This is a genomic window from Streptomyces sp. NPDC002144 (assembly GCF_053593695.1).
Genome location: NZ_JBSFDB010000055.1, coordinates 27,605 through 51,261 on the forward strand (window position 1 = coordinate 27,605; position 23,657 = coordinate 51,261).

18 protein-coding genes and 1 tRNA gene are annotated in these 23,657 nt (G+C 70.2%); 7 read left to right on the plus strand and 12 right to left on the minus strand.

What is annotated here, in order from left to right; translation table 11 throughout:
• The first annotated feature begins 248 nt into the window (after positions 1–248).
• Both ACWCQ1_RS43835 and ACWCQ1_RS43840 read left to right on the plus strand, forming a co-directional pair.
• Positions 249–608 (plus strand): effector-associated constant component EACC1, encoded by a 360-nt coding sequence (locus ACWCQ1_RS43835; RefSeq protein WP_451029083.1) that lies wholly within the window; start codon positions 249–251, stop codon positions 606–608.
• Positions 605–1,756, plus strand: a complete 1,152-nt coding sequence (locus ACWCQ1_RS43840; RefSeq protein WP_451029084.1) for a caspase family protein — start codon at positions 605–607, stop codon at positions 1,754–1,756. The genes ACWCQ1_RS43835 and ACWCQ1_RS43840 overlap by 4 nt, the downstream gene beginning before the upstream one ends.
• Here the strand turns inward: ACWCQ1_RS43840 and ACWCQ1_RS43845 are convergent.
• From ACWCQ1_RS43845 to ACWCQ1_RS43865, 5 genes are all read right to left on the minus strand, one after another.
• Positions 1,750–1,977 carry a hypothetical protein gene (locus tag ACWCQ1_RS43845; protein WP_451029085.1) on the minus strand — a complete coding sequence of 76 codons (228 nt, stop codon included), beginning with the start codon at positions 1,975–1,977 and terminating at the stop codon, positions 1,750–1,752. The genes ACWCQ1_RS43840 and ACWCQ1_RS43845 overlap by 7 nt on opposite strands.
• A 136-nt stretch (positions 1,978–2,113) precedes the next feature.
• On the minus strand, positions 2,114–3,082 hold the full coding sequence (locus tag ACWCQ1_RS43850; RefSeq protein WP_451029101.1) for a TniB family NTP-binding protein: 969 nt from the start codon (positions 3,080–3,082) through the stop codon (positions 2,114–2,116).
• Positions 3,083–3,159: 77 nt separating this feature from the next.
• Positions 3,160–5,268 carry a Mu transposase C-terminal domain-containing protein gene (locus tag ACWCQ1_RS43855; RefSeq protein WP_451029086.1) on the minus strand — a complete coding sequence of 703 codons (2,109 nt, stop codon included), beginning with the start codon at positions 5,266–5,268 and terminating at the stop codon, positions 3,160–3,162.
• On the minus strand, positions 5,265–6,029 hold the full coding sequence (locus ACWCQ1_RS43860) for a TnsA-like heteromeric transposase endonuclease subunit (protein ID WP_451029087.1): 765 nt from the start codon (positions 6,027–6,029) through the stop codon (positions 5,265–5,267). Before ACWCQ1_RS43860 ends, ACWCQ1_RS43855 begins: the two co-directional genes overlap by 4 nt.
• A 158-nt stretch (positions 6,030–6,187) precedes the next feature.
• Entirely contained in the window at positions 6,188–7,615 is a 1,428-nt protein-coding gene (locus ACWCQ1_RS43865; RefSeq protein ID WP_451029088.1) for a DNA-binding protein, read from the minus strand.
• Positions 7,616–8,396: 781 nt separating this feature from the next.
• Here ACWCQ1_RS43865 and ACWCQ1_RS43870 point away from each other — a divergent pair.
• Positions 8,397–8,687 (plus strand): hypothetical protein, encoded by a 291-nt coding sequence (locus tag ACWCQ1_RS43870; protein WP_451029089.1) that lies wholly within the window; start codon positions 8,397–8,399, stop codon positions 8,685–8,687.
• A 12-nt stretch (positions 8,688–8,699) separates the two neighbouring features.
• Positions 8,700–9,407, plus strand: coding sequence for a helix-turn-helix domain-containing protein (locus tag ACWCQ1_RS43875; RefSeq protein WP_451029090.1), 708 nt, complete (start codon positions 8,700–8,702; stop codon positions 9,405–9,407).
• 73 nt (positions 9,408–9,480) lie between these two features.
• On the opposite strand, the gene ACWCQ1_RS43880 is transcribed toward ACWCQ1_RS43875, so the two are convergent.
• Together ACWCQ1_RS43880 and ACWCQ1_RS43885 are read right to left on the minus strand one after the other, a co-directional pair.
• The gene (locus ACWCQ1_RS43880; RefSeq protein ID WP_451029091.1) at positions 9,481–11,853 is read right to left on the minus strand and encodes a transposase; all 2,373 of its coding nucleotides are present in this window, start codon (positions 11,851–11,853) and stop codon (positions 9,481–9,483) included.
• Positions 11,854–11,984: 131 nt separating this feature from the next.
• Complete coding sequence (locus tag ACWCQ1_RS43885) at positions 11,985–13,082, minus strand: hypothetical protein (protein WP_451029092.1); 1,098 nt, start codon at positions 13,080–13,082, stop codon at positions 11,985–11,987.
• Positions 13,083–13,331: 249 nt separating this feature from the next.
• On the opposite strand from ACWCQ1_RS43885, the gene ACWCQ1_RS43890 reads away from it, so the two are divergent.
• A complete protein-coding gene (locus tag ACWCQ1_RS43890; RefSeq protein WP_451029093.1) occupies positions 13,332–13,736 on the plus strand; it encodes a hypothetical protein in 405 nt (134 codons plus the stop codon).
• A 274-nt stretch (positions 13,737–14,010) separates the two neighbouring features.
• On the opposite strand, the gene ACWCQ1_RS43895 is transcribed toward ACWCQ1_RS43890, so the two are convergent.
• Positions 14,011–14,087, minus strand: a tRNA-Met gene (locus tag ACWCQ1_RS43895).
• A gap of 445 nt (positions 14,088–14,532) precedes the next feature.
• A complete protein-coding gene (locus tag ACWCQ1_RS43900; protein ID WP_451029094.1) occupies positions 14,533–17,139 on the minus strand; it encodes a hypothetical protein in 2,607 nt (868 codons plus the stop codon).
• Between the two features lie 119 nt (positions 17,140–17,258).
• Between ACWCQ1_RS43900 and ACWCQ1_RS43905 the strand changes: the two genes are divergently transcribed.
• On the plus strand, positions 17,259–17,657 hold the full coding sequence (locus tag ACWCQ1_RS43905; RefSeq protein WP_451029095.1) for a hypothetical protein: 399 nt from the start codon (positions 17,259–17,261) through the stop codon (positions 17,655–17,657).
• A 311-nt stretch (positions 17,658–17,968) separates the two neighbouring features.
• On the opposite strand, the gene ACWCQ1_RS43910 is transcribed toward ACWCQ1_RS43905, so the two are convergent.
• Both ACWCQ1_RS43910 and ACWCQ1_RS43915 read right to left on the minus strand, forming a co-directional pair.
• Complete coding sequence (locus tag ACWCQ1_RS43910; protein WP_451029096.1) at positions 17,969–18,871, minus strand: IS3 family transposase; 903 nt, start codon at positions 18,869–18,871, stop codon at positions 17,969–17,971.
• Between the two features lie 5 nt (positions 18,872–18,876).
• Positions 18,877–19,185: a transposase gene (locus tag ACWCQ1_RS43915; RefSeq protein WP_451029097.1), complete on the minus strand. Its 309-nt coding sequence runs from the start codon at positions 19,183–19,185 to the stop codon at positions 18,877–18,879.
• A gap of 484 nt (positions 19,186–19,669) precedes the next feature.
• Between ACWCQ1_RS43915 and ACWCQ1_RS43920 the strand changes: the two genes are divergently transcribed.
• Complete coding sequence (locus tag ACWCQ1_RS43920; protein ID WP_451029098.1) at positions 19,670–20,494, plus strand: TIGR04222 domain-containing membrane protein; 825 nt, start codon at positions 19,670–19,672, stop codon at positions 20,492–20,494.
• Between the two features lie 90 nt (positions 20,495–20,584).
• Here ACWCQ1_RS43920 and ACWCQ1_RS43925 read toward each other — a convergent pair whose 3' ends face one another.
• Positions 20,585–23,182, minus strand: a complete 2,598-nt coding sequence (locus tag ACWCQ1_RS43925; RefSeq protein ID WP_451029099.1) for a Helicase associated domain protein — start codon at positions 23,180–23,182, stop codon at positions 20,585–20,587.
• Positions 23,183–23,657 lie beyond the last annotated feature (475 nt).

Here is a 23,657-nt window from a genome sequence, read left to right on the forward strand (position 1 = left end):
TGCTGATGTGTTGAGAGGTGGGGTGCGGGGTTTGGGTGGTGGGGTCGGGGTGTGTGGGCTGGGGTTGCGTGGTGTGTGTTGAGTGGGGTTGGGCTGGTTGGTGGTAGGGGGAGGGTGTGAAGGCCGGGCTGGTATTTGCGCTGGTCAGGGGTGTTTTGCCTGGTCGGGTGGGGTGTTGTGCTGGGGCGGGTTTCCTGGTGGGTTGTGCTGTGGCGTTGGGTGGGCGTGGCGGATCGGGGGTGGCCGGGGTGCGGTTGGAGTTGCAGGTCGGGCTGGGTGCGGCGGAATTGCGTTCGCTGCAGGGCTGGTTGCGTGCGGATCCGGAGTTGCGCCGGTCTGTGGTGGTGGGGGTGGGGGGTGGTGTGCCGGGGCCGGGGGAGATGGGCACGGTCGTTGATGTGCTGGAGTTGGTGACGGGGAATGGGTGGAGTGCGGCGTCGTTCGTGCTGGCGGTGGCGGCGTGGCGGCAGTCCCGGCCGCAGCGGCCGCGGGTGGAGATCCGGCGGGGGGAGACGGTCATCGTGCTTGTAGAGGGTTCTGAGGAGGAGATCGCGGGGGCGGTTCGGGCGCTGGAGGCGGCCGGCGGCGGCGAGGGCGGCGAGAGGTGAGTGTGCTGCCTGATCCGGGGGCGTCGAGGGCGGTGCTGGTGGGCACGAGCCGGTATGAGTATCTGGAGCAGTTGCCGGCTGTCGCGAACAATGTGCGGGCCCTGGCTGGTCTGTTGTGCAGTCCGCTGTCGCTGGATCTGCCTGCCCGGCACGTGACGGTGGTGGAGGATCCGGCTGCCGCGCATACGGTGGTGGGGGCGGTGCGGCAGGCGGCCGGTGAGGCCACCGACACGCTGATCGTCTACTTCGCGGGGCATGGGCTGGTCGACGGGCAGGATCAGCTCGTTCTGGCGTTGCCGCACACCGAGTTCGGCCGGATCGAGACGGGGCTTCCGTATGACTGGGTGCGTCAGGTGCTGCTGCTGGACTCGCGTGCCGAGCGGCATGTGGTGATTTTGGACTGCTGTTACAGCGGTCTGGCGCTGGGCAGGATGAGCGCGGGGTCGGGGCTTGCCGACCAGGCGGCGGTGGAGGGCAGTTTCCTGCTGGCGGCGGCCGCGGAGACGCGTACGGCTCTGGCGCCGGTGGGGGAGACCTACACGGCGTTCACCGGGGCCCTGCTGGAGGCGGTGAGGCAGGGCGTGCCGGGGGCTCCCGCGCTGGTTGATCTGGGGGCGCTGTATCGGCATCTGCGCCGGACGCTTGAGGCGCGGGGGCATCCCGTTCCGCAGGCGCGGGATCGCAACAGCGGTGCCCAGGTCGCGCTCGCGCGCAATCACGCCGGTCTGCCGGCCGGGCCGGTTGCGGCTGCGGCCGGTGCGGCCGTGGGGGAGCGTGCGTGGCCGGATCCGTCCACGATCCGTACCGTCACCGGGTTTTTCACCGCCCTCGCGCAGGTGCGGGTGGTCAGCGGGCTGACGCATCAGGCGGTCAGTGAGCGTTCGGCCGGACGCATGGCGGCGGGCACCGTCGGCCGTCTGCTCAACCGCAGCACGCTTCCCACGACGTGGGGCACCACGGCCGCCTACCTGTCGGCCTGCGGTGTGTCCCAGGAGCAGATCATGCAGTGGCAGGCCGTCTGGCAGCAGCTGCGCGCGCAGGATGCGTCAGCCGACGCGGCGGGCCCGCCGGTTGCCCGTGGTGGGGCCGAGAAGGCGCGGGCATGGCAGCGGCCCTGGTCGGCGTTGCGCCGGCAGCGGGGTCACTGACCGGGGACGGCGGAGGCCGAAGCGCTGGTCGACTGAGGCTGGGGCGTTTTGTCCTGGTGGTCGGAGCCGCCTGCGAACAGGGTGTTCCATGCGGCGATCACTACAACAACGCCCACCAGGATCAGGCCCATGGACGGCGTCTTCCACCGGCTGGAGACCGCCGTCGGCTTCACGTAGTGCCCGGCCCGGTAATACCCCTTCCGGGGCTTGGACTTGGCCACCGCTACACACCCCCCGCGCCGTGCGACTGCCTGTCGGGCAGAGTCTCGCAGCGATCGGGCCCTGTCGTTTCCTGAACGGTCCAGTACGGCCGATTTCGCACTGTTGCGGGAAGGAGGCGACATCTGAACCGGCCGGTCAGCGTCGTGGCGTCGGGCGGTGTTGTTGCTCGGCGAGGTGGTCGAGGCGGATGGCGTCGAGTGATGTTTTGGTGATGCGTTCGGTGCCGTCGCAGATGGCGGTGATGGCTGCTTGGCGGATGAGGCGGGTGAGTGAGCCGATGCGGCCGGCGGTGCGTTGGTGGAGGTAGGGGGCGTGGGTGGGGAGGGTGCCGGGTGTGTGGTGGGTGAGGTCGAGGGCGTTTTCGATGTCGGTGATGACGTCGCGGAAGGGGTGGCGGGTGCCGTGGCGGGCGGGTAGGGGGCCGCAGTCGATGAGGGTGGCGCGTCCGGCGAGTTGGGCGCCGCGGGTGCCGGTGAACAGGGCGGTCGTGGTGACGTCGATGCCGGCGTAGACGAACGTTGAGGGCAGGTGTTCGGTGAGGTCTTTGAGGAGGTCGGCGGTCTGGGCGCCGGTGGTGGTGCGGGGGTTGAGGCGGTGGATTTCGTCGATGAGGACGAGGTGGATGCCGGCGGTTGTGTAGGTGTGGCAGACGGCGTCGGTGATCTGGCTTTGGGTCATGCGGGTGGTGACGGGGATGCCGAGGTAGCGGGCGAATTCGGTGATGAGGGTTTTTGCGGTGGCGTGGGGTGGGACGAGGACGTAGGCGACGGGCACGCTGGGGTGGGCCTGGCCGGGCGGGGCGGGGTTTTTGCGGGTGTGGGCGAGGTGGCAGGCGCGGCCGACGTGGAGGAGGGCGGTGGTTTTCCCGGCGGCGGCGGGTCCGGTGAGGATCAGGGACGGCCGGGCGGTGGCCTGCTGGTGGCGGCCCAGCAGTATGAGGGTGCGGGTCTGGGTGGCGAGTTGGCTGATGGCGGGGGTGCGGATGGTGACGAAGCTGGAGTGGTAGGCGAGGCGTTCTTCGGTGCTGCGGGGCGGTGCGCCGGGCTGGGGCGGGGCGGGCGGGTCGGTGGTGGCGAAGCGGTGCCAGCCCTGCCAGGTGGTCAGGGGCCCGGACGGCTCGGCCGCGGTGCCGTCTGCGGCGGGGCTGGTGGGGGCTGGTGCGGTGCTGCGGGGGCGGGGGGTTACCACTTGTCGGCTTCCTCGTAGGCGTTGTAGAGCCCGAAGCCGGTGGCCGGGGCGGGACGGGCGTCGTCGGTGTCGGGCTGGTCGTCGAGGTCGTCGATGCTGTCGTCCTCGTCCCACGCGGCCGGGTGGCCGGCGCCCGGTGTGCTGTCGCTTTCGGGCCGGCGGGCCTGGGGGAGGGGGGTTGTGGTGGCGCGGGCGATGAGGGCCTGTTCGGTCTTGGTGGCGTGGCCGGCGCGGATGCGGCGCATGAGCTGGTCGAGGGCGTCGGCGAGGCCGGCTTCATGCTGCTCGGCGTCGCCGTTGTGGCCGTGCAGGGCGTGGGTTTTGACGTGCTGCCAGATGTGGTCGTTGAACGGTGCGTGGACATGTTCGCGGTGGATCCACGGAATCTCGGTGAGTTCTCCGTCGGGCAGGCGGATCCAGATCTGGCGGACGTCGTGGGGGTTGTAGTGGATCTCCCATTTCCCGCCGTGCGCGGCGATGGGGGAGGGCTGGCCGCGGTAGGGGGCGAGCAGGTCGGCGTCGTAGGTGCGGTGGTGGATGCGGATGCCGCGTGCGGTGATGGCCTGCCAGCGCACGGGCAGCAGTTCGAGGTAGTCGTGGCGGGTGAGGGGGACGGGGACGTAGCCGGTGACGGCGATGAGCGCGGCCCACATCTGGTTCGGGGTGAGGGCCTTTTTGGGCATCATCGGGTGGCGCAGTCCTTCGTGGGGGCGGTGGTGGTAGTGCACCAGCCATTCGTCGAGGAGGTCCTGCAGCTGGGGGATGCTGTAGCAGGCGTCTTTCTCGGCGTCGGGGCCGCGGCGGGTGACGTCGGATCCGGTGTAGCCGGGCAGGTGCTGGCACCACAGGGCGTTGATGGTGCCGAAGGCGCGCTCCACGATGCCTTTGGCGGTGGGCGCGTGGGGCGGGGCGGGCTGGACGCTGATGCCGAGGGTCTCGCAGGCGGCGGTGAACGCGCGGGAGACGAAGACGCGGCCGCGGTCGACGACGATCGTCTCCGGCAGGACGACGGGCCGGGCCGCCGCCCCGGCCAGGCGCTCGTCGAGCGTGGCCAGCCGCTGGTGGGGCAGGGCCGGGGCGTTGTCCATGCGCAGGATGTGCGGCCAGGTGGGGCGGGCGGGGTGCGGGACGGCCATCTCCGCCAGCAGCAGCGCTGCGTCGACGGCCTTGGTCGCGCTCGGGCACAGCACGGCGGCCAGGATGGCGCGGGTGGCGACGTCGACGGCGATGGTCAGCTCGGGCCGGGCGAGATGGCCGTCGTCGAGGACGGCGAAGACGTCCAGGAGGGTGGTGTCGATCTGGACCTGCTCGCCGGGCCGCAGCGCCCGGGTGGGGGTGAAGGCCCGCCCGTCGAAGCTCGCCGGAGTGGACCGCACTGGTCCGGTGGGCAGTTCGCCGGGACGGGCGAGGCTGGCGACGAGCCGGTACAGCGTGGCCTGGGAGGGTGCGGGCACGGTGCCGGGGCCGTGCCGGTCTTGAAGGATCTGGTTGATCAGCGGGAACAGGCCGTTGATGGTGCCTTTGGAGCGGCCGCGCCGGCGGCGCAGTGCCTCGCGGACGGCGGCGACGACGCGTTCGTCGGCCCGCCCGGTGGGGCTCGCGGCGCGGGTGGTGCGGTGGTCGACCAGCCCCCACAGGCCCTGCTTGCGGTAGGCCAGGCGCATGCGCTGCACCGTGGTACGCGAGATGCGGCCGAAGCCGAGCGCGGTCAGCTCTGCGGCCTTGGCCTGTTCCCGCTCGGCCAGCGTGTGCCGCTCAGGGTCGTACTGCTCGCGTACCGTCCCGCCGCTGCCGGGGCCGTCGGCAAGACCGCAGTCGACTTCCCGCACGTGCCGCTGCCAGGCCAGTGCCTTCTCGCGCGCCGCGGCGGGGGCGCTCTCGAACAGCCCCCACGGGGGGACGGCCTGGGGCGCGTCGGCCCCGATGACGCTGAAGCCGGGGTCGGCGAACAGGTGTCCGGCGAGCACCACCTGGCCGCCGCCGTCGGGGCCGACGAGGCCAACGTCCTGCCCGGCCAGGGCGACCACCTGCCACCTCACCCCGCCGAAGCGGACGTGAGCGCCGACCGTGAGGGCCGGCCGGGCGTTGCGTCGGGCGCTCACCCGCCACCTCCCGCCCCGGCCACGCGGCTGCCTCGGCCGCGGGGCGGGCCGACCAGGACCTGCTCGTGGAGGGGGGTGTCCAGGCCGGCCGTCAGGTGCCGGTGCCACAGGGCATGGAAGACGGCAGGCAGGACCTCGATCGGATCCCCGGCCGCTTGTGCGCCTTCGATCAGCGGCCGCGGCCGCGCAAAGGCTGTAAGGACGGCCGCCGTCAGGCCGGGGCGGCCGGCGTTGCGGGGGTGGCGGTAGCCGGCCAGCCATGTCAGGTTGGCGGCCAGGATGTCGTCGAGCGGAGCCAGACGCCGGTAGGTCCAGCCCAGGTCCGCGCAGGCTTCCGCGACCGCCTCGGCGGCCTTCAGGGCGCGTTCGCCGCCGGCGTCGGGGTGGCTGGGGCAGTCGGCGAGCAGGGCGGTGCCGTCGCTGTAGCGGGCGAACAGCTGCGGCACCCAGGAACGCGTCTGTCCGCGGGGGGTGCGCCACAGCAGCCGGACCGGCCGGCCCGCCAGCCCGCTCACGTGCGGGTCGCGGTCCAGGACCATCAGCTGCAGACGCATCGCGTTCGAGCCCGCGGCCACGTGCCGTCCGGTCGTGGCCGACCACCACAGGCCCGGACCCCACCGCCGCCCCGGGATGACCGGGAACGCGGAGACGGGCGGCAGGTCCTCGAAGGCCACCGCCAGGGCCGCGTCCGCCCACCGCTGCTGGACCGTCTGCCCGAGAGGGTCGAGGAAGACCGCCTCGAACCTGCTCCCACCAGGCACGGCCCGTCCTGGCCGGTCCCCGGCCCGGGTTTCTCCTGCACTGATCACCCGCGCCAGCCAACTCCTGTCCGCCCGCGTGCGTCGGCGTTTTCAGGATTTATGCCACAGACGAGTGCTGTATCAGCCAACAGCCAACACGCCGGCCCCAGACGCGATTCTCAGCCGCCGTCCTCCTCCTGGCCGGCCGTCAGGATGGTCATCAAGGTCTCGGCAGGCATGTCCGCCCACTGGGCGACTTCTTCGAGGGGGATGCCGGCGTTCACCGCCACCAGGGCGGTGCGTTTCCAGGCGTTGTCGATCAGGACGGCGCTGTGGTGGAGGGTGCCCAGGAGGTGCCGGGCGACGTCGGCGATCGGCCCGGTCTGTACGCCGCGCAGCTGGAGCAGTTGTTCCTCGGCGTCTGAGACGGCGCTGCTGATCAGCATGCGCTGTTCGGCGGGCACAGCGGCCCGCCACATCCTGCCCGTACCGGGCGCCTTCTTCTCCTTGCCCAGCACGCGCAGCTGTCCGGCGATGGTGGTGGGCTGATGTTCCTGGCGCACCCACCACAGGTCGTCGCCGTGTCCCGGGGGCCTGCCTTCGCCGCGGCGCCGGCGGATGACGGCGCCCATCCAGGAGACCAGCGGGCTGCCGTAGTCGGTCGCCGCGAGCGGTCCCAGCCAGGCGCGTTCGACCCGTTCGCCCAGGCGGCGGCAGAACATTCCGTCGGCGGGCAGCGGCCGCGGCCGCAGGGCGCCGCTGTCGATCCAGACCAGCTCGGCCATGGCCGGGTCCAGCAGCGCGCCGGCGACGGCCACCATCTCGGGGAAGACGGCTGCGTCGCGTCCCACGATCCGCCACCACTCCAGATGACTGCCGGCGTTGCCGCCCGCGAGCTGGTGCAGGCGGCGTGGCCAGATCGTCTCCTGCTCCCAGGTGTAGGCGTGGTCCCACCAGCGGGCCACCACTGCGTGCGCCAGCGCGAACACCCGCTCCGGCTGGGCCCCGGCCTGTACCGCCCGCCGCGCCACCTTCGTCCACTGCCGCTGCGCCGCGCTGACCTCCGGCACGCCGCGCAGATCGAGATGCTCGGGTACTTGGTCGGCGTCCGCGTCCAGCAGCCACCGCCCGTGCCGGACACACACCCGCTGCCAGCGCGCCGCATACCGCACCACCCGCTCTGTCGTCCCGGTGCGCCGGGCGGTGCACAGGCGGCAGCCGAACGCCACCGGCCCGGCGAGTGGGCTGCCGATCCGCCACGCCGCCGCCGGCTCCGCGTCCGAAGCGGCCGGCAGCTTGGCGTCCTGCTGCCCCCAGGACGGCAACGCCCGCGCCAGCACGTCCTGTTCAACGCCACACAGCCGGGCCAGGAGCCGCCGTCCGGCCGGATTCAGCAGCACCTCGGCATCGGCCCGCAGATTCCCGCTCTCGTGCCGGGGCGGGTAGTTGCGCCACTGCCAGCTGGAGCGGAGCGTCTTCGCCTCCAGCCCGTAGCGTGCGCCGGTACGGCAGATCAGGGATGCCGTGGTCTCCCCGGTGAGAGGCGTGATCCGGAAAACCCCCGGGTGCCCCGCGCCGAAGCGGGTTCTGCCGGCAACGTTGGCCATGACCCTCGGACCTCTCGGTGGCTGAGCCGGATGTGACGGCCCGGCGAGCGCACGGACCGCTGGACCCATCCGGCGGGTTCAGCTCATCAATGCCGTACGACGGGCGGATACGCGTGAAGCCGATGCCCCGCCCGATAGAGCTGAGGGATCGGCTTCACGCGGACAGATGCGCCAACACCTGCCCTGTCCCTGCTGCGGTGGTTGGAGCCAGTAGCAATCAGGGCCGACGGGCCGCTGCACGACCGCGCCGTTGATGAGAAGTCTCCCTTCCCAGGGAGGAAAATCATCAACTCAGAAGGCACGGAACTGAATCAACGCAGGTCAATGTCTCACCTCTGGTATGACACGTTCGGGTGAAGGCGCTGCGCGGAAGGCGGCCGACTGCCTGCCCTGAACGGCACCACTACCGGCTCTGACCTGCGGCTTTCCCTCAACTACCGGTGTGGTATCTACTGTCAGCCGCTCGTGGTAGGGCGGCTCGCGGCGCTGTGACCTGCACTGCCTTCATCTAGCAGGCTCGCTGCCGGATGTCGCCGGAGGCCCCAAGTCGTCGCCGGTGGCCCTCCGTTTTGCAATGTGTACACATTGGCGCGTTGGTGAGGCAATCGTTTGACGCCCCCACGGCCATGTCGTAGGGGCTGGAAAACTGTCCGTCAGCAGCAGTCCAACCGTGTGCAGGGAGCGCCAACTCCCTCTGACCGCACGGGTGGGCAACCGGTTGGAGCCAGTCAGCACCGTCCGGCGATCATCAGGTCGCCGGACCGGAGTCAGGAGATCCCTCATGGGTGCCAAGTCCACCCTCGCGCCGAGCACAGAGACGACCCCGTCAGCGACGTCGGACCACAGCGTGAGCTGCGCCCGGTTCGGCATGCCCCACGCATTCGTGATCATCGCGTTCGTTGCCGCCGCGGCCTGCCTGGCTCCCGACGCACACAACGTCCAGGACGTCCTGCGGCTGTTGGCGGGAGCCGGCGGTATCGGTGCGGCGGTTGTCGTCCTGACCGTCATGCCGGGCCGTGGCGGCGGCCGCCTCGCCCGCCTGGTGCGCGCCTACTTCAGTGCTGGCAACTGAAGGGGGGCGGCCATGGGGCGCACGGAAAACCCCGTCGACCGCAGCGTGCCGGAACGCGCGAAACTTGCCGATTTCCTGCGCGCACGTCGGCACACTGCCGCGATGACCTACCAGCAGATGGCCGTACGCAGCGGACGGGGGTCGGCTGCGACGTTCGAGCGGGCCGCTTCCGGCACCGTCGTGCCCTCCTGGGACACCGTCGAGGCGTTCATCCTGGTGACCGTCGGCGAGTACGACGTCCAGCTCGAACTCGACATGGACCACGGCCGCCAGCTGTGGATCAAGGCCCGGCGGGCCACGCGCGCTCCCTATTACGTCCGCCGGGCTCCCGATCCCACGCTACTCGCCAGCGCGGCGGACTTCCTGCGGGCTCTGCGCCACCAGCATGTGTGGGCTGGCTACCCCACCCCCGGCGAGATGCAGCGTATGTCCGGCCCCGGCCAACTGCCCATGACCACCGCGCGCCGCATCATCGCCGGAGACGCGTTGCCCGTCGACCCACAGCAGACGATCTCCTTCCTGAAAGCCTGCTACGTCGTCCGGGCAGCTGACCTCGAGCAGTGGCTCGCCGCGGCAGTCCGCGTCCTGCGCGACGTGCCCTCCCGCGCGAGGGGCCTCGACCTGTGGGTCAAAGCCCACCAGCAGATGGCCCGGCAGGCACAGACGGAAGCCGCCGCCCATGCCCCGCTGCCTCCACCCCAACAGAACCAGGCCGCCTAGCCAGTCGGCAACCAACCGCGCCACCGCACGCGCAAGAAGGCACCTGGCCGCCTGAGGAGGCCCGGCCGTCGGCTCACCCCTCCCTGGGCCCGGCCAGAGGCTCATCTGCTCCTGCAGCAGACGCGAGGTGGGTGGCCAGGCGGTGTTGCCAGTGCTGGTCGGTTTCGGGCAGTGGGGTGTGGCTGATGCGGGCCAGGGTGCCGTCGGTGTGCCAGTGGCGGTAGCGGTGGCGGCAGGCATCCACGGGGCCCAGGGCGTGGGGGAGTTGGGTCCAGGGCTGGTGGGTGCAGGTGATGTGGAGGATGGCCTCCAGGAGTTGGCGTTCGTTGCGGCGGCGGCCGCCGTGGTGGGGGAGCGGGGTCAGCAGGGGGAGCAGGATGGTCCAGGCGTGGTCGGTGATCCTCGGCCGCCACTCAAGTGGCTGGCTGGCCAGTGCGGTGAGGTCGTCGAGGAGGTCCTGCTGGCCGGGGTGGAGGAGGGGCCGGCGGGCGGCCTGCTGGGCCAGCCAGGCGGTGGCGTGGTCGGCGCCCGGGGCACCGGGCCACCACTGAAGGTCCTGGGGGAGGCCGGTCAGGTGGTGGCGGCAGCCCCACCACATGCGCTGCCAGGCCAGCGGCCAGGGCGGGTCCCACCAGGCATCCAGAGCGGTCAGCTGGGCTCCCAGCCGGGTGGGCCGGCCCCTCTGGCGTTGGCGGGTCCGGGCGCGGGCCAGCCAGGTGCCCAGGGGGAAGCCGTCGAAGGCGGTGGGCCTGGAGAGGGCGAGGTGGCCGTGGCGGGCTGTATGGGTGCGGGCTGCGGCCATGCCGTCGGCGCGCGGTCGGCGACGGCGCGGCCAGCTGTGGAAGCGGGCCACTTCGTCTTCGGTGAGGCCGAGGTGGCCGAGCAGGCGCCGCTGGCCTGGGTGCAGGTGGGGGTAGTGGGTGATCTGGTGGCGCAGCCACCGCTCGAGCCAGCGCGGCAGCCCGTCAAGGTTGTCCCCGCCCTGCACCGGCCCGTTCGCCTGGACGTGGGTGCGGGCCCGGTACCAGGCGCGCTGCCAGTCCACCGGCCAGGGCGGGTTCCACCACGCGTCCAGCCGGTGAAGCTGCGCCGCCTGCTCGCTCGTCAACACCGCTGCCTGGGCACGCCGGTTGGCCAGCCACCGGCCCAGGTCGGATCCGTCCCCTGCCCGGCCGTCGGTGTGCGCAAGGGCCAGATGACCGAACCGCTCCACATGACGGCGGGCCTGCTCCAGCCCCTGCGCGAACAGCTCCTCACGCCACTGCTCCAGACCTCGCCCCGGCCCCATCCGCCGCGGCACCGTCAGCTCCGCCCGCCCGGCCCCGGCCTCACCGGCCCGGCCGTGGCCGCCCGCGTCGTCGCTGCCCGGGCTGGCCGGCTGCTGCAGTCCCGGGCCGAGTTCCACGGGCCGGTGCGCCATGGGCACCCACCACAGTCCGTAGCGGCCCTGCCGGGACCGTGGTTCCGCCGCAGCGCGCCGCTGACGGATGACGGCCTGCGCCCAGGACGCCAACACCCCTGAACCGGCCTGCACGTCCCTCTCGCCGAGCCAGTCCCGTTCCAGCCGCTCACCCAGAGCGGCAACCACCCGGCCGCGGCCGCCGCCGCGCACCAGGCCACCGTCAGCGGCGGCCAGGTCCTGCAGACGGGGATCCAGCAGTGCCTGCGCCACCAGGGCGAGTTCGGGGAAGACCACCACGTCCCGCACCAGCAGCCGCCACTGCTCATCCCCCCACCCCTGCGGATGGCCGGCCCTGCGGGCGGTGGCCGCCGCGACCTGCTCCACACGCGGCCCCCACGCCGTCTCCCGCGCCCAGAATTCCGTGCGCTGCCACCACCCGCACACCACCGCCCGCGCCAGCGCGAACACCTCGCGCGGCTGCACGCCGGCCGTCCGTGCGGCCGCTTCCACCCGGCCCCACCGCCGCTGCGCCGGCCCCAGCTCTGCCGTCATACAGGTCACGTCGGCGAACTCCAGCGGATGCCCCTCGCCCACGGTGAGCAGCCACTGGCCGTGGGCCGCGCACCAGCGCCGCCACGCCGGCCGGTAGACCCACACCGGCCGGCCGTGGGCCCCGCGCCGGGCCGCACACGCCCGGCAGCCGAACGCCACCGGTCCCCACGGAAGCGGGCCCACCCGCCACCTCGCCCGCCCCGCCCCACGATCGTCCTGCCCGTCCGGCTCGTTCAGCGCTTGCGGGCCGGTCTGCCACGAGGGCAGCGCCCGGGCCAGGTGCGCTGACGGTACTCGGCACCACCCGGCCAGCTGGCTCTGCGCGACGCTGTCGAGCAGCACCTCGCCGTCCGGACGCCCACGGTCCTTTCGCGGCAGCGGGCTGGGCCAGCGCCACCACTCGGCCAGATCGGTCACCTGAAGCCGGTAGGCGGCCGCCACCCGGTGCACAAACGACCACGTCGTCTCACCCGCCGCGGGCACCACCCGCACGACCGCCTCCACCCCAACGCCTCCCGCCCGCAACCCCAGCCCCCGCCGGCACACCCTGCGTCTGTGCACCGGCCCCAGCCCCGCTGCACCGGCAACGAGCACAGGTGCCACCCGGTAGCGGCGGCCCGCCCCTACTCGGGCGGGCCTGCGCAGCGACCGCATCCTGATGAACGCTCTCCGCCCGAACCGCACGTCGTATCTGTGCACAGGCGGGGCGGACCGGCGGTGGTGTTGATCCAGGTGTGCAGGGGGCTGGTGTAATCGACGGCCAGGAGCGGGCCGAGCCAGGGCCGGTTGAGGCGGTGGCCGAGGTGGTGGGCGAAGCGCCCTCCCGCCCCCCAACCCGCCGGGCGCTTTCTGGTGCGGTCGGCGTGCGCCATGCGGATGCACATGGGGTCGGTCAACACCTCGGTGAGGGTGAGGACTTCGGGCAGGACGGCCGCGTCACGCAAAGCCGTCGACCATGCGGCATCAAGGCTGCGGGCCGCCGGTGCTTGGGCGAGGCGGTGCAGGCGCTGGGGCCAGGTCTGCTCGTCCTGCCAGGCGGCGGCCTGCTGCCACCACCCCAGCACGATGGTGCGGGCCAGGGCGAAGGCCTGGTGTGGATCGTGTCCGCGGGCGGCTGCTTGCCGGGCCAGTGCCGGCCACTGCTGCTGGGCTCTGGCGATCTCGGGGGAGGAGGCCATGTCCAGCCATCCGGGTCCGTCGGGGCTGTCGGTGGCGTCGGTCTGCCAGCGCTGGTGCCGGGTGCAGATCCTCTGCCACAAAGGCAGGTACCGCACCGCGTGCACGGGGCGGCCGGTGCGGCTGGCCGTACACAGTCGGCATGCGACCGCTACGGGCCCGAGCCTTTGTGCCTGCTGCCAGCGCACTCGCCCCGCTGCCGGTCCGGCCGGCCGGGGCCCGCCTGGCCCTGGCTCGCTGAGCCCGGTCTGCGCGCGGGTGTCGGGGTGGAAGGCGGCCGGTCCCTGCTGCCACGACGGCAGGGCCCGCGCCAGCGTGCCGTGCGGCAGTCCGCTCAGACGGGCCAGCATCTCCTGTCCGGCCGGGTCGAAGAGCACCTCCCACGCCGCCGCCCCGGGGCTGCCCGTACGCCGCCGCGGATGGTGGTTGGCGGGCCGCCACCAGCCCAGCAGGACTGCGCTGTCCATGGCGTATGCGGCGGCGAGCCGGCGCAGGTACGACCACGTCGTCTCCCCGTTCAACGGGGCCACCCTCAGCACGCTCACGGCCTCAGTCTGCCTCTGCCGTGCCGTCCCGGGCGGGGGATCGGCCCACCGTTCCACCCGCACGCATCACCATCGCGCCCAACAGGCTCGGTATCGCCCACTGTTGGGCTACCGTGGTCCCGTGCTGCTCTCCCCGCCGACGCGGGGGTATCCGCTCCTCCACAGCACCCGGCCAACGGCTTGCCCGCATGCGCGGAAAGCACCCGCCGGGGGAGGACGGTTCCCGTTCTCTTGGTGAGGAGTGCCCGCATGCCTGCTGCCGCACCGTCCGTTTCGCGACTCTGCCACGACTGCCAGCGCCCGGTCGCCGGGACGGCGAGCCGCTGTACGCGCTGCCGAAGCCTGCGCCTCAAACCGGACCGAGCCTACCGGCGGGAGATCGCCGACGCCCTCTTCCCGCCCGCCGCCCGCGCCGCCCTCCTGGGACGTATCGCCAGCGGCGAGCACATCAGCGACGTCTGCGCCGATCTGGGAATCTCCGTCCACCGGGCCCGCAGCTACGCCGCGTACGCCCCCGCCTGGGGCCGCGCCCTGGACCTGGCCCTGACCGCGGGACGCGATCCCGACCTCGACCACGGCACCGCGATGGCCTACCGGCACGGCCGCTGCCGCTGCCCCGAATGCCGCGCCGCGAAAAAAGCCACCCGTCCCTGACCCCGCAACTGCGGCGACCAAGGCAGGTTCACCGCTCCTCGAGGCCCGCACCCGGATGCGACCTGCGCAAGCGACCGCATCCTGGTGAGTTCGGCCCGCTGGACGTCGTGGTCGAACATCTCGGCGGACGTGTGCACGGCGCGTCCTCGATGAGAGTGGCCGCCCGCTGGGGCGGTCGGGCACCCGCGGCCACACCCTCCCGGCGGGCGCGCCGGGCCGGATACGGCTCCGGCCCCCTCCCTGACGGCGGAATGCCGGGGGAGGGGGCCGGTTGTGGTAGCGGGGGCGGGATTTGAACCTGCGACCTCTGGGTTATGAGCCCAGCGAGCTACCGAGCTGCTCCACCCCGCGTCGGTGCACTCAGCGTAGGCCATCCGGGAAGCGACTGCAGGGATTTACCCGCGCCCACCCGGCACGGGTATGTAATGCCGTGCCGCCGGCATCAGCGTCTCTGACAACCGCGTCATGCACGGCAACTTTGCTGCTGGGGTCTGGCCGACCGCACAGACCTATGCCGTCCTCCCGGGTCAGTCTGCGGCCGGGGGCCGGTCGTCGAGGACGACGGTGGTCACCTCGCCGTTCTGAGACCGCTCGGTGCTGGTGGCGGCGGTGACCGCCTGGTGGGTGCGGGCGTGAATGGCGTGGGCCAGAGCCCAGGCGGCCAGATCGTCGTCAGCGGCGACGGCGGTGAGTACGACGCACGGGGTTTCCAGCTACGCCTCGCAGCTGGAGTCGGTGCGGCCCGTCAGCTCGGCGCCGCAGCAGCGGTCACGCCAGATGGGCGCTTCGCAAGCAGTCATTCCGTGGAAGAGGGAGTCCATGGAGCCGTAGGTTGGCCGTCTGGCTCCAACCCGTACGGCCACCTTTGCCATGGGAGGAGCTGCCTATCAGAGGTCCACGACATCCAAGCCGGATGGAGCAGCGAGAAGGCTCGCCCCGCGTCAGCGAATTGTCGAATCAACGCATCGGCATGCGCGGCATCTCCAGCTTCCTCCCGTATTGCGGCCAGGCGGATAAGGGCGAAGGGGGAGCCGGCGTCTGCGGCTTGTTGGTAGAGGTGTTCTGCACTCTCCTGATCGCCTGCTCTTTGCCGCATGTTGGCCAATGTCACCATGGCACTGGTATGCCCCTGCCGTACGGCCTGCAGGGCCAGGGCTTCCGCGGCATCCCGTTCTCCAGCTTCCTCCCGTTTCACGGCCAGGCGGATAAGGGCGATGGGGGAGCCGGCGTCTGCGGCTTGTTGGTAGAGGTGTTCTGCACTCTCCTGATCGCCTGCTCTATGCCGCATATCGGCCAAAGTCACCATGGCGTCGGTGTGGCCATACTGCGTGGCCAGGAGATCCAGAGCGTCTGCGGCTTGTTGGTAGAGGTGTTCTGCACTCTCCTGATCGCCGGTCTCGTGCCGCATGTCGGCCAAGCTGATTAGGACGGTGGTATGGCCGTTCTGGGTGGCTTGGAGGGCAAGGGCTTCCGCTGCCTTTGGCTGTCCGGCTTTTTCTCGTATTACGGCGAGACGGGCTAGCCCCTCGACATCGCCAGCGTCTGCGGCCTGACGGTACAAAGCCTCAGCTTCTTCCACCTGCCCAGCCGTCTCCTGCATTCGTGCCAGGGGAATTAGATCTTCAGGTTCATCGGCGGCGTGTTCAGTCCGCCAAGCCAAGAAGGTGGCGTCTCCGTCGATGGCCTCCGCCCGCATCGTGGCCAGAAGGTGGGTCAAGTCCTCGACTTCGTCGGGATGTACGGCCTGGGACAAGGCTTCTGCTGCGTCTCCCTTCCCGGCTTCCTCCCGTAGCGCGACGAGACGAACCAAGCCTTCAACATCGCCAGCGTCTGCGGCCTGACGGTACAAAGCCTCCGCCTCTTCTACATGCCCAGCCGCCTCCCATGCCTTTCCCAGCTGGATCTGGGCGATGACACTGCCAGCTTCGGCTGATCGAACGCGGAGGTAGTGAGCCCATTGGAGGCGGTGTCGGCTTGCCGCTGCTTCAACGAGGTTCTCGAGGTCGTTCGGGTGAGTGACGTGAGCGTGTGCCGCGTGCCAGAAAGAGGCAGGGGGACACAGCCGGTGGCGGCTCTTACGGCCATGTTGTTCAAGGTAGTCGGCAAGCCGATAGGCCGGCCCTACCACGAGATCGTGCGCTGCGGCTACTCGAGGAGGACCGGGCGGATTCCGCTTGGGGCGAGGGCTGACCCGGTGCAAGGGAGCTTGTTTGCCGTGGACGGGACGCGCGAGTTCAGCGTAGGCGGCTTCGGCCCAGCCATCGTGAAGCTGACCGTAGTCAGCATCGGACAAGTAGTCGATGGCAGCGTCGGTGAGGAAGGTCTGCGGAAGATGGAGGCCAACGCCGAGGCGACGTGCATCCATGGCAGCTTCAAGTATGGCTTTGGCGGCTGGCGTGCCGCGTTCGTATCGGTGCAGCAGTTCGGGCACTCCGGCGAGGTCCTGCGTGACACGGCCCGTGGTAAGCGTCCGAGAGAGAGCGTCGCCCAACAGCGGATCGTCTGCGGCGTAAGCGGCCGCAGCAGCCATGGCCGGGTCGTCAAATCTTTCGGGCACCACGACAGTCCGCCGGGTAATCAGTTCCCGCGTGCGGCTGTGCGGATCCGGGCCTTTAGCTTCCGGCAGGGAGGTGTACTGATCGACGTACTCGGGCCACAGAGTCGCCAGAACCAGTACTGGTCCACGTTCAGGTTGAGTCAGCAGAGAATGGACGGCCGCCGCGATCTGCTCCCCGAGCCGGGGATCACCGAGGTAATGCTGGGCCTCGTTGAACCACACCACCGTCCGCGGCTGTATGCGGTGCAGATCCTCCAGCGCCGCCTCGGCCCGGGTCGGGTCGAAGGGGTGCCACAATCGCCAGTCAGTTCCGGCGAGCGGCTGAACGGCCTCCCAACACGCCCTGGTTTTCCCCGTCGAGGAGGAGCCGACCAAGACCAGCATCCGACTGCGGCCCTCCATGCCATCCCGTACCGCATCCGCCAGGACACGGTCATGCTCGCGCCTCACGTAGGTGGGGAGCACGTGTTTCTCAACGGAGCGTGCCCCCGTTCTCTCTTCAGCAGACCCGGCCGGATGCACCTCCAAATCGTGCGGCTCCCAAGCACTGATCGGCCGGCCCGGCACAAGTTCGGGGGCTGTTGGGAAGACGACTTCCTGGGCCGCTTGGCGCCGCAGTTCCAGCAGCTCATCAACCGGAAGCCTCAGCACGCGGGCTAATGCGGAAACAGTTCCCGCTGAAGGTGCAGGCGCGTTCGGGTTGAACGCCTCCGACACGGTCGTGCGCCCCAGATGGGCCTGCGCAGCCAGCTGCGACTTCTTCAGCCGGGAGTGTGCCAGTCCATCGCACAGCCTCCTGTGGAGCTCGGCACGGCTCGCACTCTGCTCGATCCGTTGCTCAGCCATGTGCGCATGCCCCCCGACGCAATGTGTTCGCCAACGTTCATCTTCCAAGAGGCGAACCCTGACGGACACCGATTCGTCGATTGTCAGCAGCATCAATCTTGCTGACCAGGAGGGTCACCGTGTCCAACGTCAATGCCGTGTTCCTGGGAATCACCGCCCTGGGCGCAGCCGTGATCGCACGCGCCGCGTTCCGGCTGGCTCTCGCCGATGGCACCACCCGGGCACGCGCCTGGGCCGCCGCCGGCACCGCCGCATTCGCCGCCATCGGAGACTCCTGCGTCGTGGGATACACCCTGGAATTCGGTCCCAGCGGAAGCCGCATCGTCCTCACCGTTCTGACCGGTGCCGTAGCCGTCGCCCTCGCGTATGTCGGATACGACGTCACCGGACCGACCGTCGCGCCCGCGGGCGGAACCCCCAGCCCTGGCCTCACCCGGCCGCAGAGGCTGGCCGCTGCGGCGGCTTGCTTCACCAGCGCGTTCGCCGTCCTCGGGCTGATCCTTCCCTTTCTGAAGTGACACCCTCGATACCGGTTTTCCCTCCAAGCGCGGATCTCCAGGTAGACGATCTCGGCCTCGTCAACACCAGCCTGCGCGACCTCGCCCCGGACAACACCCTCTGGCTCGAATGCCGCGCCGTCGACCAGGACCCGGTCAGTCAGCGGTCGGCAGACGGTCGAACCACTCGCCGGGCTACGACACCGCGACGGGCCATTGCCATGACGGCCAGGGCGCACACTCGTTACGACGAGGTCTGGGCGGCCCGGACGCCCCCCGGTTCGACCGGCGAAGGAACCTGAAGTTCCCCCCTGATCTTGGACAGCGGTTGCTTACGCTGCGGGGGTGAAGTCGTGCTGCAGCCTGGCTCGGGTTTCGAGTGGGGTGAGGTACCCGAACTCGGGATGCTTGCGGAGCCTGGTCCGGTTGTACTCGACTTCGATGAAGCGGAAGACGTCGGCCCGGGCGGCCTCGCGGCTCTCCCAGATGGTGGTGCCGATCTCCGCTTTGAGTAGCCCGAAGAAGCTCTCGGCTGCGGCGTTATCATAGCATATGCCGGTTCTTCCCATGCTCTGCCGCAGGTTCAACTTCCTTATCTCGCATCGGAATTCGCTGCTTGTGTACTCGCTGCCGCGATCGGTGTGCATGATGCAGCCGGGCTGAAGGTCGCCGCGGCCGGCGGCCATGCGCAGGGCGTCGGTGACCAGTTCGGCGCGGTGGTGGTCGGCCATCGCGTATCCGATCACCTCGCGGGTCGCCAGGTCGATGACGGTCGCCAGGTACCACCAGCCCTCGATCGTCGGCAGATAAGTGATGTCGCCGACCAGTTTCGTGCCGGGCTTCTTGGCGGTGAATTCGCGGCGGACCAGGTCCGGGGCCGGGGCGGCCTTGACGTCCTGCTTCGTCAGGTGGCGGCGTCGGCGGCGGGTGATCCCGCGGATGTCGCGCTCGCGCATGATCCGCTCGACCCTCTTCCGGTTGATGCCGTGGCCCTTGCGCCGCAGCTCGGCGTGCACCCGCGGGACGCCGTACGCGCCACGGGAAGCGGCGTGGATCTCGCGAATTTGACCGGCCAACTCGTCCTCGGTGCACTGTCGTTCGGCGACGGTCGGCCGCGCGGCGAGCCACGAGTAGTAGGTGGAGCGGTTGATGCCCAGGACGCGGCACAGCCGCGCGACGCTGTAGCCATCGGGGTTCGCCTCGGTGGCCTTCTCCGCATCGATGAAGAGACACACAGTCCCTACTTCACGATCTCCTTCGCGAAGAAGGCCGCGGCTTTTACCAAGATCTCGTTCGCCTTCCTGACTTCGGCCAGCTCGCGGCGAACGCGACGCAACTCCTCGCGCTCATCCGTCGTCAGCGCGCCCGCCGGCCCCTCGCCCCGGTTGGTGCTGTCCTGCTTGACCCAGCCCCGCAGCCCCTCGGGGCTCACTCCCAGCTCCCGGGCAATCTCGGTAACGTTTCGATGCGGCGAGGACCGGACGAGCGCGATCGCGTCCCGCTTGAACTCGGCCGTGTACCGCTTGCTCATGTTGCTCTTGCCGCTCACTATCTGGACTGCTTCCTCCGGGACTCAACCGTCCCAGTATCAGGCTGTCCAGTTCAGCGGGGGAACTTCAACCATAGTTTCACCGGGCCATACCCGGTCTCCCCGCGAGGCCGGGCATCGCTAACCCCCGTGAGCCGCTCCACGAAGCTCACCATGCGTACCCCGCACTACCAGCGCATCCCCAACTCATCAAGGCCGGCGCGGCGTTGTGGGCTGAGCCTGTCGGCTCTGCGGGGGTGTGGTATCGGCTTTTGTGGTTCGCGAATGGCTGAGCTGGGCTGATCAGTTATGGCGTCCGGCTGGGTGAACCACTCCGGGACCGGTGGAGGCTCCGGACTGTCCCGGAGCGGTTCACTACGTACGGGATTGCGTGGTTTCCCTGAAGCGTTCCGCTTGGTCGCCTGTCAGCCTTGTTGCGTCCCGACTGTCGTGTGGAGGTGGCTTGGAACAACCGTGGGGGTTGAGCGGTCCGCAGTTTCTGGGTGTGTACGGCATCGCTCTGGGCGTGTCGACACTGGTGGCCGCCCTTGTGCGGCTTCTGGTCCGAGGGCGCGCATCACGGCCGGTGGGGCCGGTGGACGTCTATACGTACGCCAGGGTGTGTCAGTTCGAGGCGGGTGTGGTGGACACGGCGGTGTACGCCCTGATCGACAGCGGGCGGCTGCGTGTCGACTCTGACCACAGGATCAGTGTCTGCGGTCAGGCGCCCGAGGAACCCGTCCAGGCCTCGGTGCTCGGCGTGTTCGGCGTGGACGAGCGTCTCACCATGGCCGAGGTGCGCCGACGGGCGTCGAAGGCGCAGCCGGTACGCCGCACACGCCTGGTCGCCATCGCCGACGGCGTACGGCTGACGCGTGGCCGCTCCCTGGCCTCGCGGCTTGTTCTTTTGCTGCCCTTGGCCGTCTTCGGAGTCGGCATCGCCCGCTTGGTCAACGGCGTCCGGCTGGGGCGGCCAGTCGGCTTCCTGGTCCTGTGCCTCGTGCTGACCCCGGTGCTGATCCTCGTGGTGGTGCCGTTCCACGACGAGAACACCCGGGCCTCGGAGTCCTTGAGTTGGGCCCGCTGGTCCATGGGGCAGGAGCCAGGAAAGTACGTACGCCGCGTCTACGGCGCCACTGCGATCGCGGTGCCGGAATCGGTCATGCACTTCGCCCGCACGGGCGGATGGGGACTCGAGGACGCGTCACTGCGCGAGGCACTGATCGGGCCGAGCGTATCGACCTCCCACTCGTCCTCCGGCGGAGACGGCGGAGGCGGTGGCGGTGGCTGCGGTGGAGGGGGTGGCTGCGGTGGCGGATGCGGAGGATGAAACGAAAGGCAGATCCACCCGGACCTCGATCCACCGATGCGCTGTCCGAATCTCCGAGGTTTGCTGCCGGGGTGGGGCGCGTACCCCGCACTACCAGCGCATGCCCAACTCATCGAGGTCGGCGCGGCGTTGTGGGCTGAGCCTGTCGGCTCTGCGGCGGGTGTTGTCGATCCAGGCTCCGAGCTTCACGACCGTCTCCTGGCCGTCCTCGCCGTTGTCGTCTCCGCCTGTCCGGATCGTTTCGACGTGTTTGCGGGGCACCCGTAGGTGGCCTTCCCGCGCGTGGAACTGGCGGGCGGCGGCGAGATTGACCGCCCACCGTTCGTCCTGGCTATGCCGACCAGACACCGCGACCTCGCCCGCATCCGCAGGCTCGACGCCGACGCTCTCTAGCAGGAACCGCTGCGCGGGCGTCAGCTGCTCCCATCCGGCCCGTTGCGTGGTGATCCAGGCTCCGAGGTCTTCGCCCTGGACGATGAGCTCACCCGCCCTGGTGGGGAGGGTGCCGCCGGCGCAGGTGTGGGCGAGGGTGAGCCGGTAGCAGCGCTGCCAGGCCACGTCCCACCCCTCAGGGGCCCACCCGGGGTCGATGGCGTCCAACGCTTCCATGCGCTCTTGTGACAGCTCTCCAGCGTAGGAGAGGCCTGTTTCCCCGGCTTCCCGTCGTGCGGCGTTCTCGCGGGTCTTGCGGGCCGCCGCACGCATGTTCTTGGCCCATACCCCGATCGGGAACCCGTCTCCGCCCCACACTGCTGAAGCCTGCGGTAGGAAATGCCCGTGTGCGCCCGCGTACGACTCCGCCACGGCCAGCCCGGCCTCCCACGCGCTCGCCTGCACCGACCACACCATGCCCAGCGCCTCCAGCTCGGCCACCCGGCCGGCCTCGAGGGTGCCGGCGGCGTAGTAGCGGCGCTGATCAGCGATGAACACGCCCAGGGGATAGGAGCCGACCGACCCCCAGTCCTCGGGGGTGATGTACACGTACGGCACCCGTAGCTCGGTGTTGCCGGTCTCGCGCAGCCACCGGGTGGCGGCTTCGATGCCGCGCCGCCAGTAGGTGCCTTCCGGGTCGATGACCCGCAGCCGCACGAACTGGGTGAGGACGGCCGGGTCGCGTTCCTCGCTGAACCGCAGCACACCGGCCGCCGTACCCACCCGCATCCCGGCGTCCAAGCCGTCGTCCTCGAACTCCTCCGCCCCGTCCCCCAACTCGCCGCTTTCGGCGCCCTGTTCACCCTCCTGGGCGCCCCAGGGCCGACCACTGCGCACCCGCGGATCGGCGAGCCTCTCGATCGTCTCGGAATCGTGCGCCCGCAGAGCTCCGAGGATCTTCGCGAGGGTGTTGTAGGCGTCCGAGCTCAGCAATTCGTTAGGATCTTCGTCCGGCCCGAGGAACACCGGGACAATCAGCGTGGCGATTTTCCCCGCCCCCGGCTCCATACGCAGAGCACGCCCAACCATTTGCACAATATCCACCATCGACCCGCGAGCATCCGCGAAAAGCACCGCATCACAATTCGCGGTATCCACGCCCTCACCCAACACCCGGACCGAAGAAAGAACCCGCAACTGGGCGGGCACATCCCGCCCCTCGAACCCCGCTCCTCCGAGGAAGTCGGAAGCGAACTCCTCCAACACCTGACGACGCCGGGCCGGCGGGTGCTCGCCGTACAGCCAGTCCGCCCACACCTGCTCCGCCGGCGGGAAAGTGTCAGGGGCGTCAGCAGCAAGCCGGCCCGCGACAGCCGGCATCGCGGCCGCCATCGCCTCCGCCTCAACCACCCGACTGTGGAACGACAGCACACGCCGAACCCGCTCCTCGACCGCAGCCCGCATCAACCCGGCCTGCACGGCCGCCAACCTGGCCCCACGCACTACGTCGGAGCCGGCCGCGATCGTCTCCGTGGCGGCCAGTGCCGCGTGGAGCTCAGGGTCGCGGATGTCGAGGCACAGCACCTGATACGGCGCCACCAACCCCAGCCGAATCGCCTCCGACAACGTCAACTTGTACGCCACCGGCCCGAACACGGGGGAGTCCTCATCCATTGAGGCCACCAGCCGCGGCCGCTCTCCCTCGGCCTCCCACACCCGCGCCGTCGCCGTCATATACAACCGCCGCACGGCCGGCACCTGCGCCTGGTCGTGCACCGCCGCCCACGGCCTGCCCGCATCCCCACTCGTGCGGTGCGCCTCATCCACCACCATCAAGTCCCACACCGGCAACCCGCCCGCATGCGCCCGCTGCACCGTACCCATACCGACCGAGGCGTACGTCGCGAACACCGTCACCATCTCCGGCCCGGCCGTCCACGCCACCAACTCACCCGGATCCGTCGTACACGGCACACCCTCACTGTCCGCACCCCGCAGCGAACACACCCCAACCATCGCCCCCCGCCGGCCACCCCGCCGCCACGCAGCCGCCATCTGCAGCAGCAGATCCAACGTCGGCACCAACACCAGCACCCGGCGCGCCGACAGACGGTTCGCCACCTCCACACCAATCAGAGTCTTCCCCGACCCGGTAGCAGCGACGACCTGAGCCCTCAAACCCTCAGGAGAAATTCCCATCCCCGGCCGCTCCGAAAGACCCCGAAGCACCGAATCCACCGCCTCAACCTGATGCGGACGAAGACTCACACGCACCATTCCACACCCAATTTCCCGCACCAATTCACGGCACGCCATGAGAGAATTTCAGTACCCGGCCATGAGCAGGGGAGCCACTCAGCAATTATCCCAGAATCTATCTGGTTAAGGAGAGTGACGCACATGAGCCGTCAAAGTGGTGGAAAGTGTTCGATCCTGAGGTTCGTGCAGTCACAAGTTGACGGAGCGTCAAACGGGTAGGCACAGCCAGAGCTCCCAGGACCGCACCCAGGGTCCCTGCACTACCTGACGCCCCGCCACCACCCCTGTTGCTGCCGCTTTTTAGCGGGAACGGGGCGCGGAGCGCACCGGTTCCGCCCGGGGCCGGCGGAGCCGGATCCCCGCAGAGGATCGCGGAGCGATCCGTGGCCGGAACGGAGTTCCGGCCCATTCCGCGCGAAGCGCGGAATCCGCCGCGTAGCGGCGGCGCGTCGTGTCTGCGGAGCAGACCGCGCGGACCTTTTCCTCGAAATCTCACCCCACCCCATCGCACTCGTTCCGTTGAACGAGACGC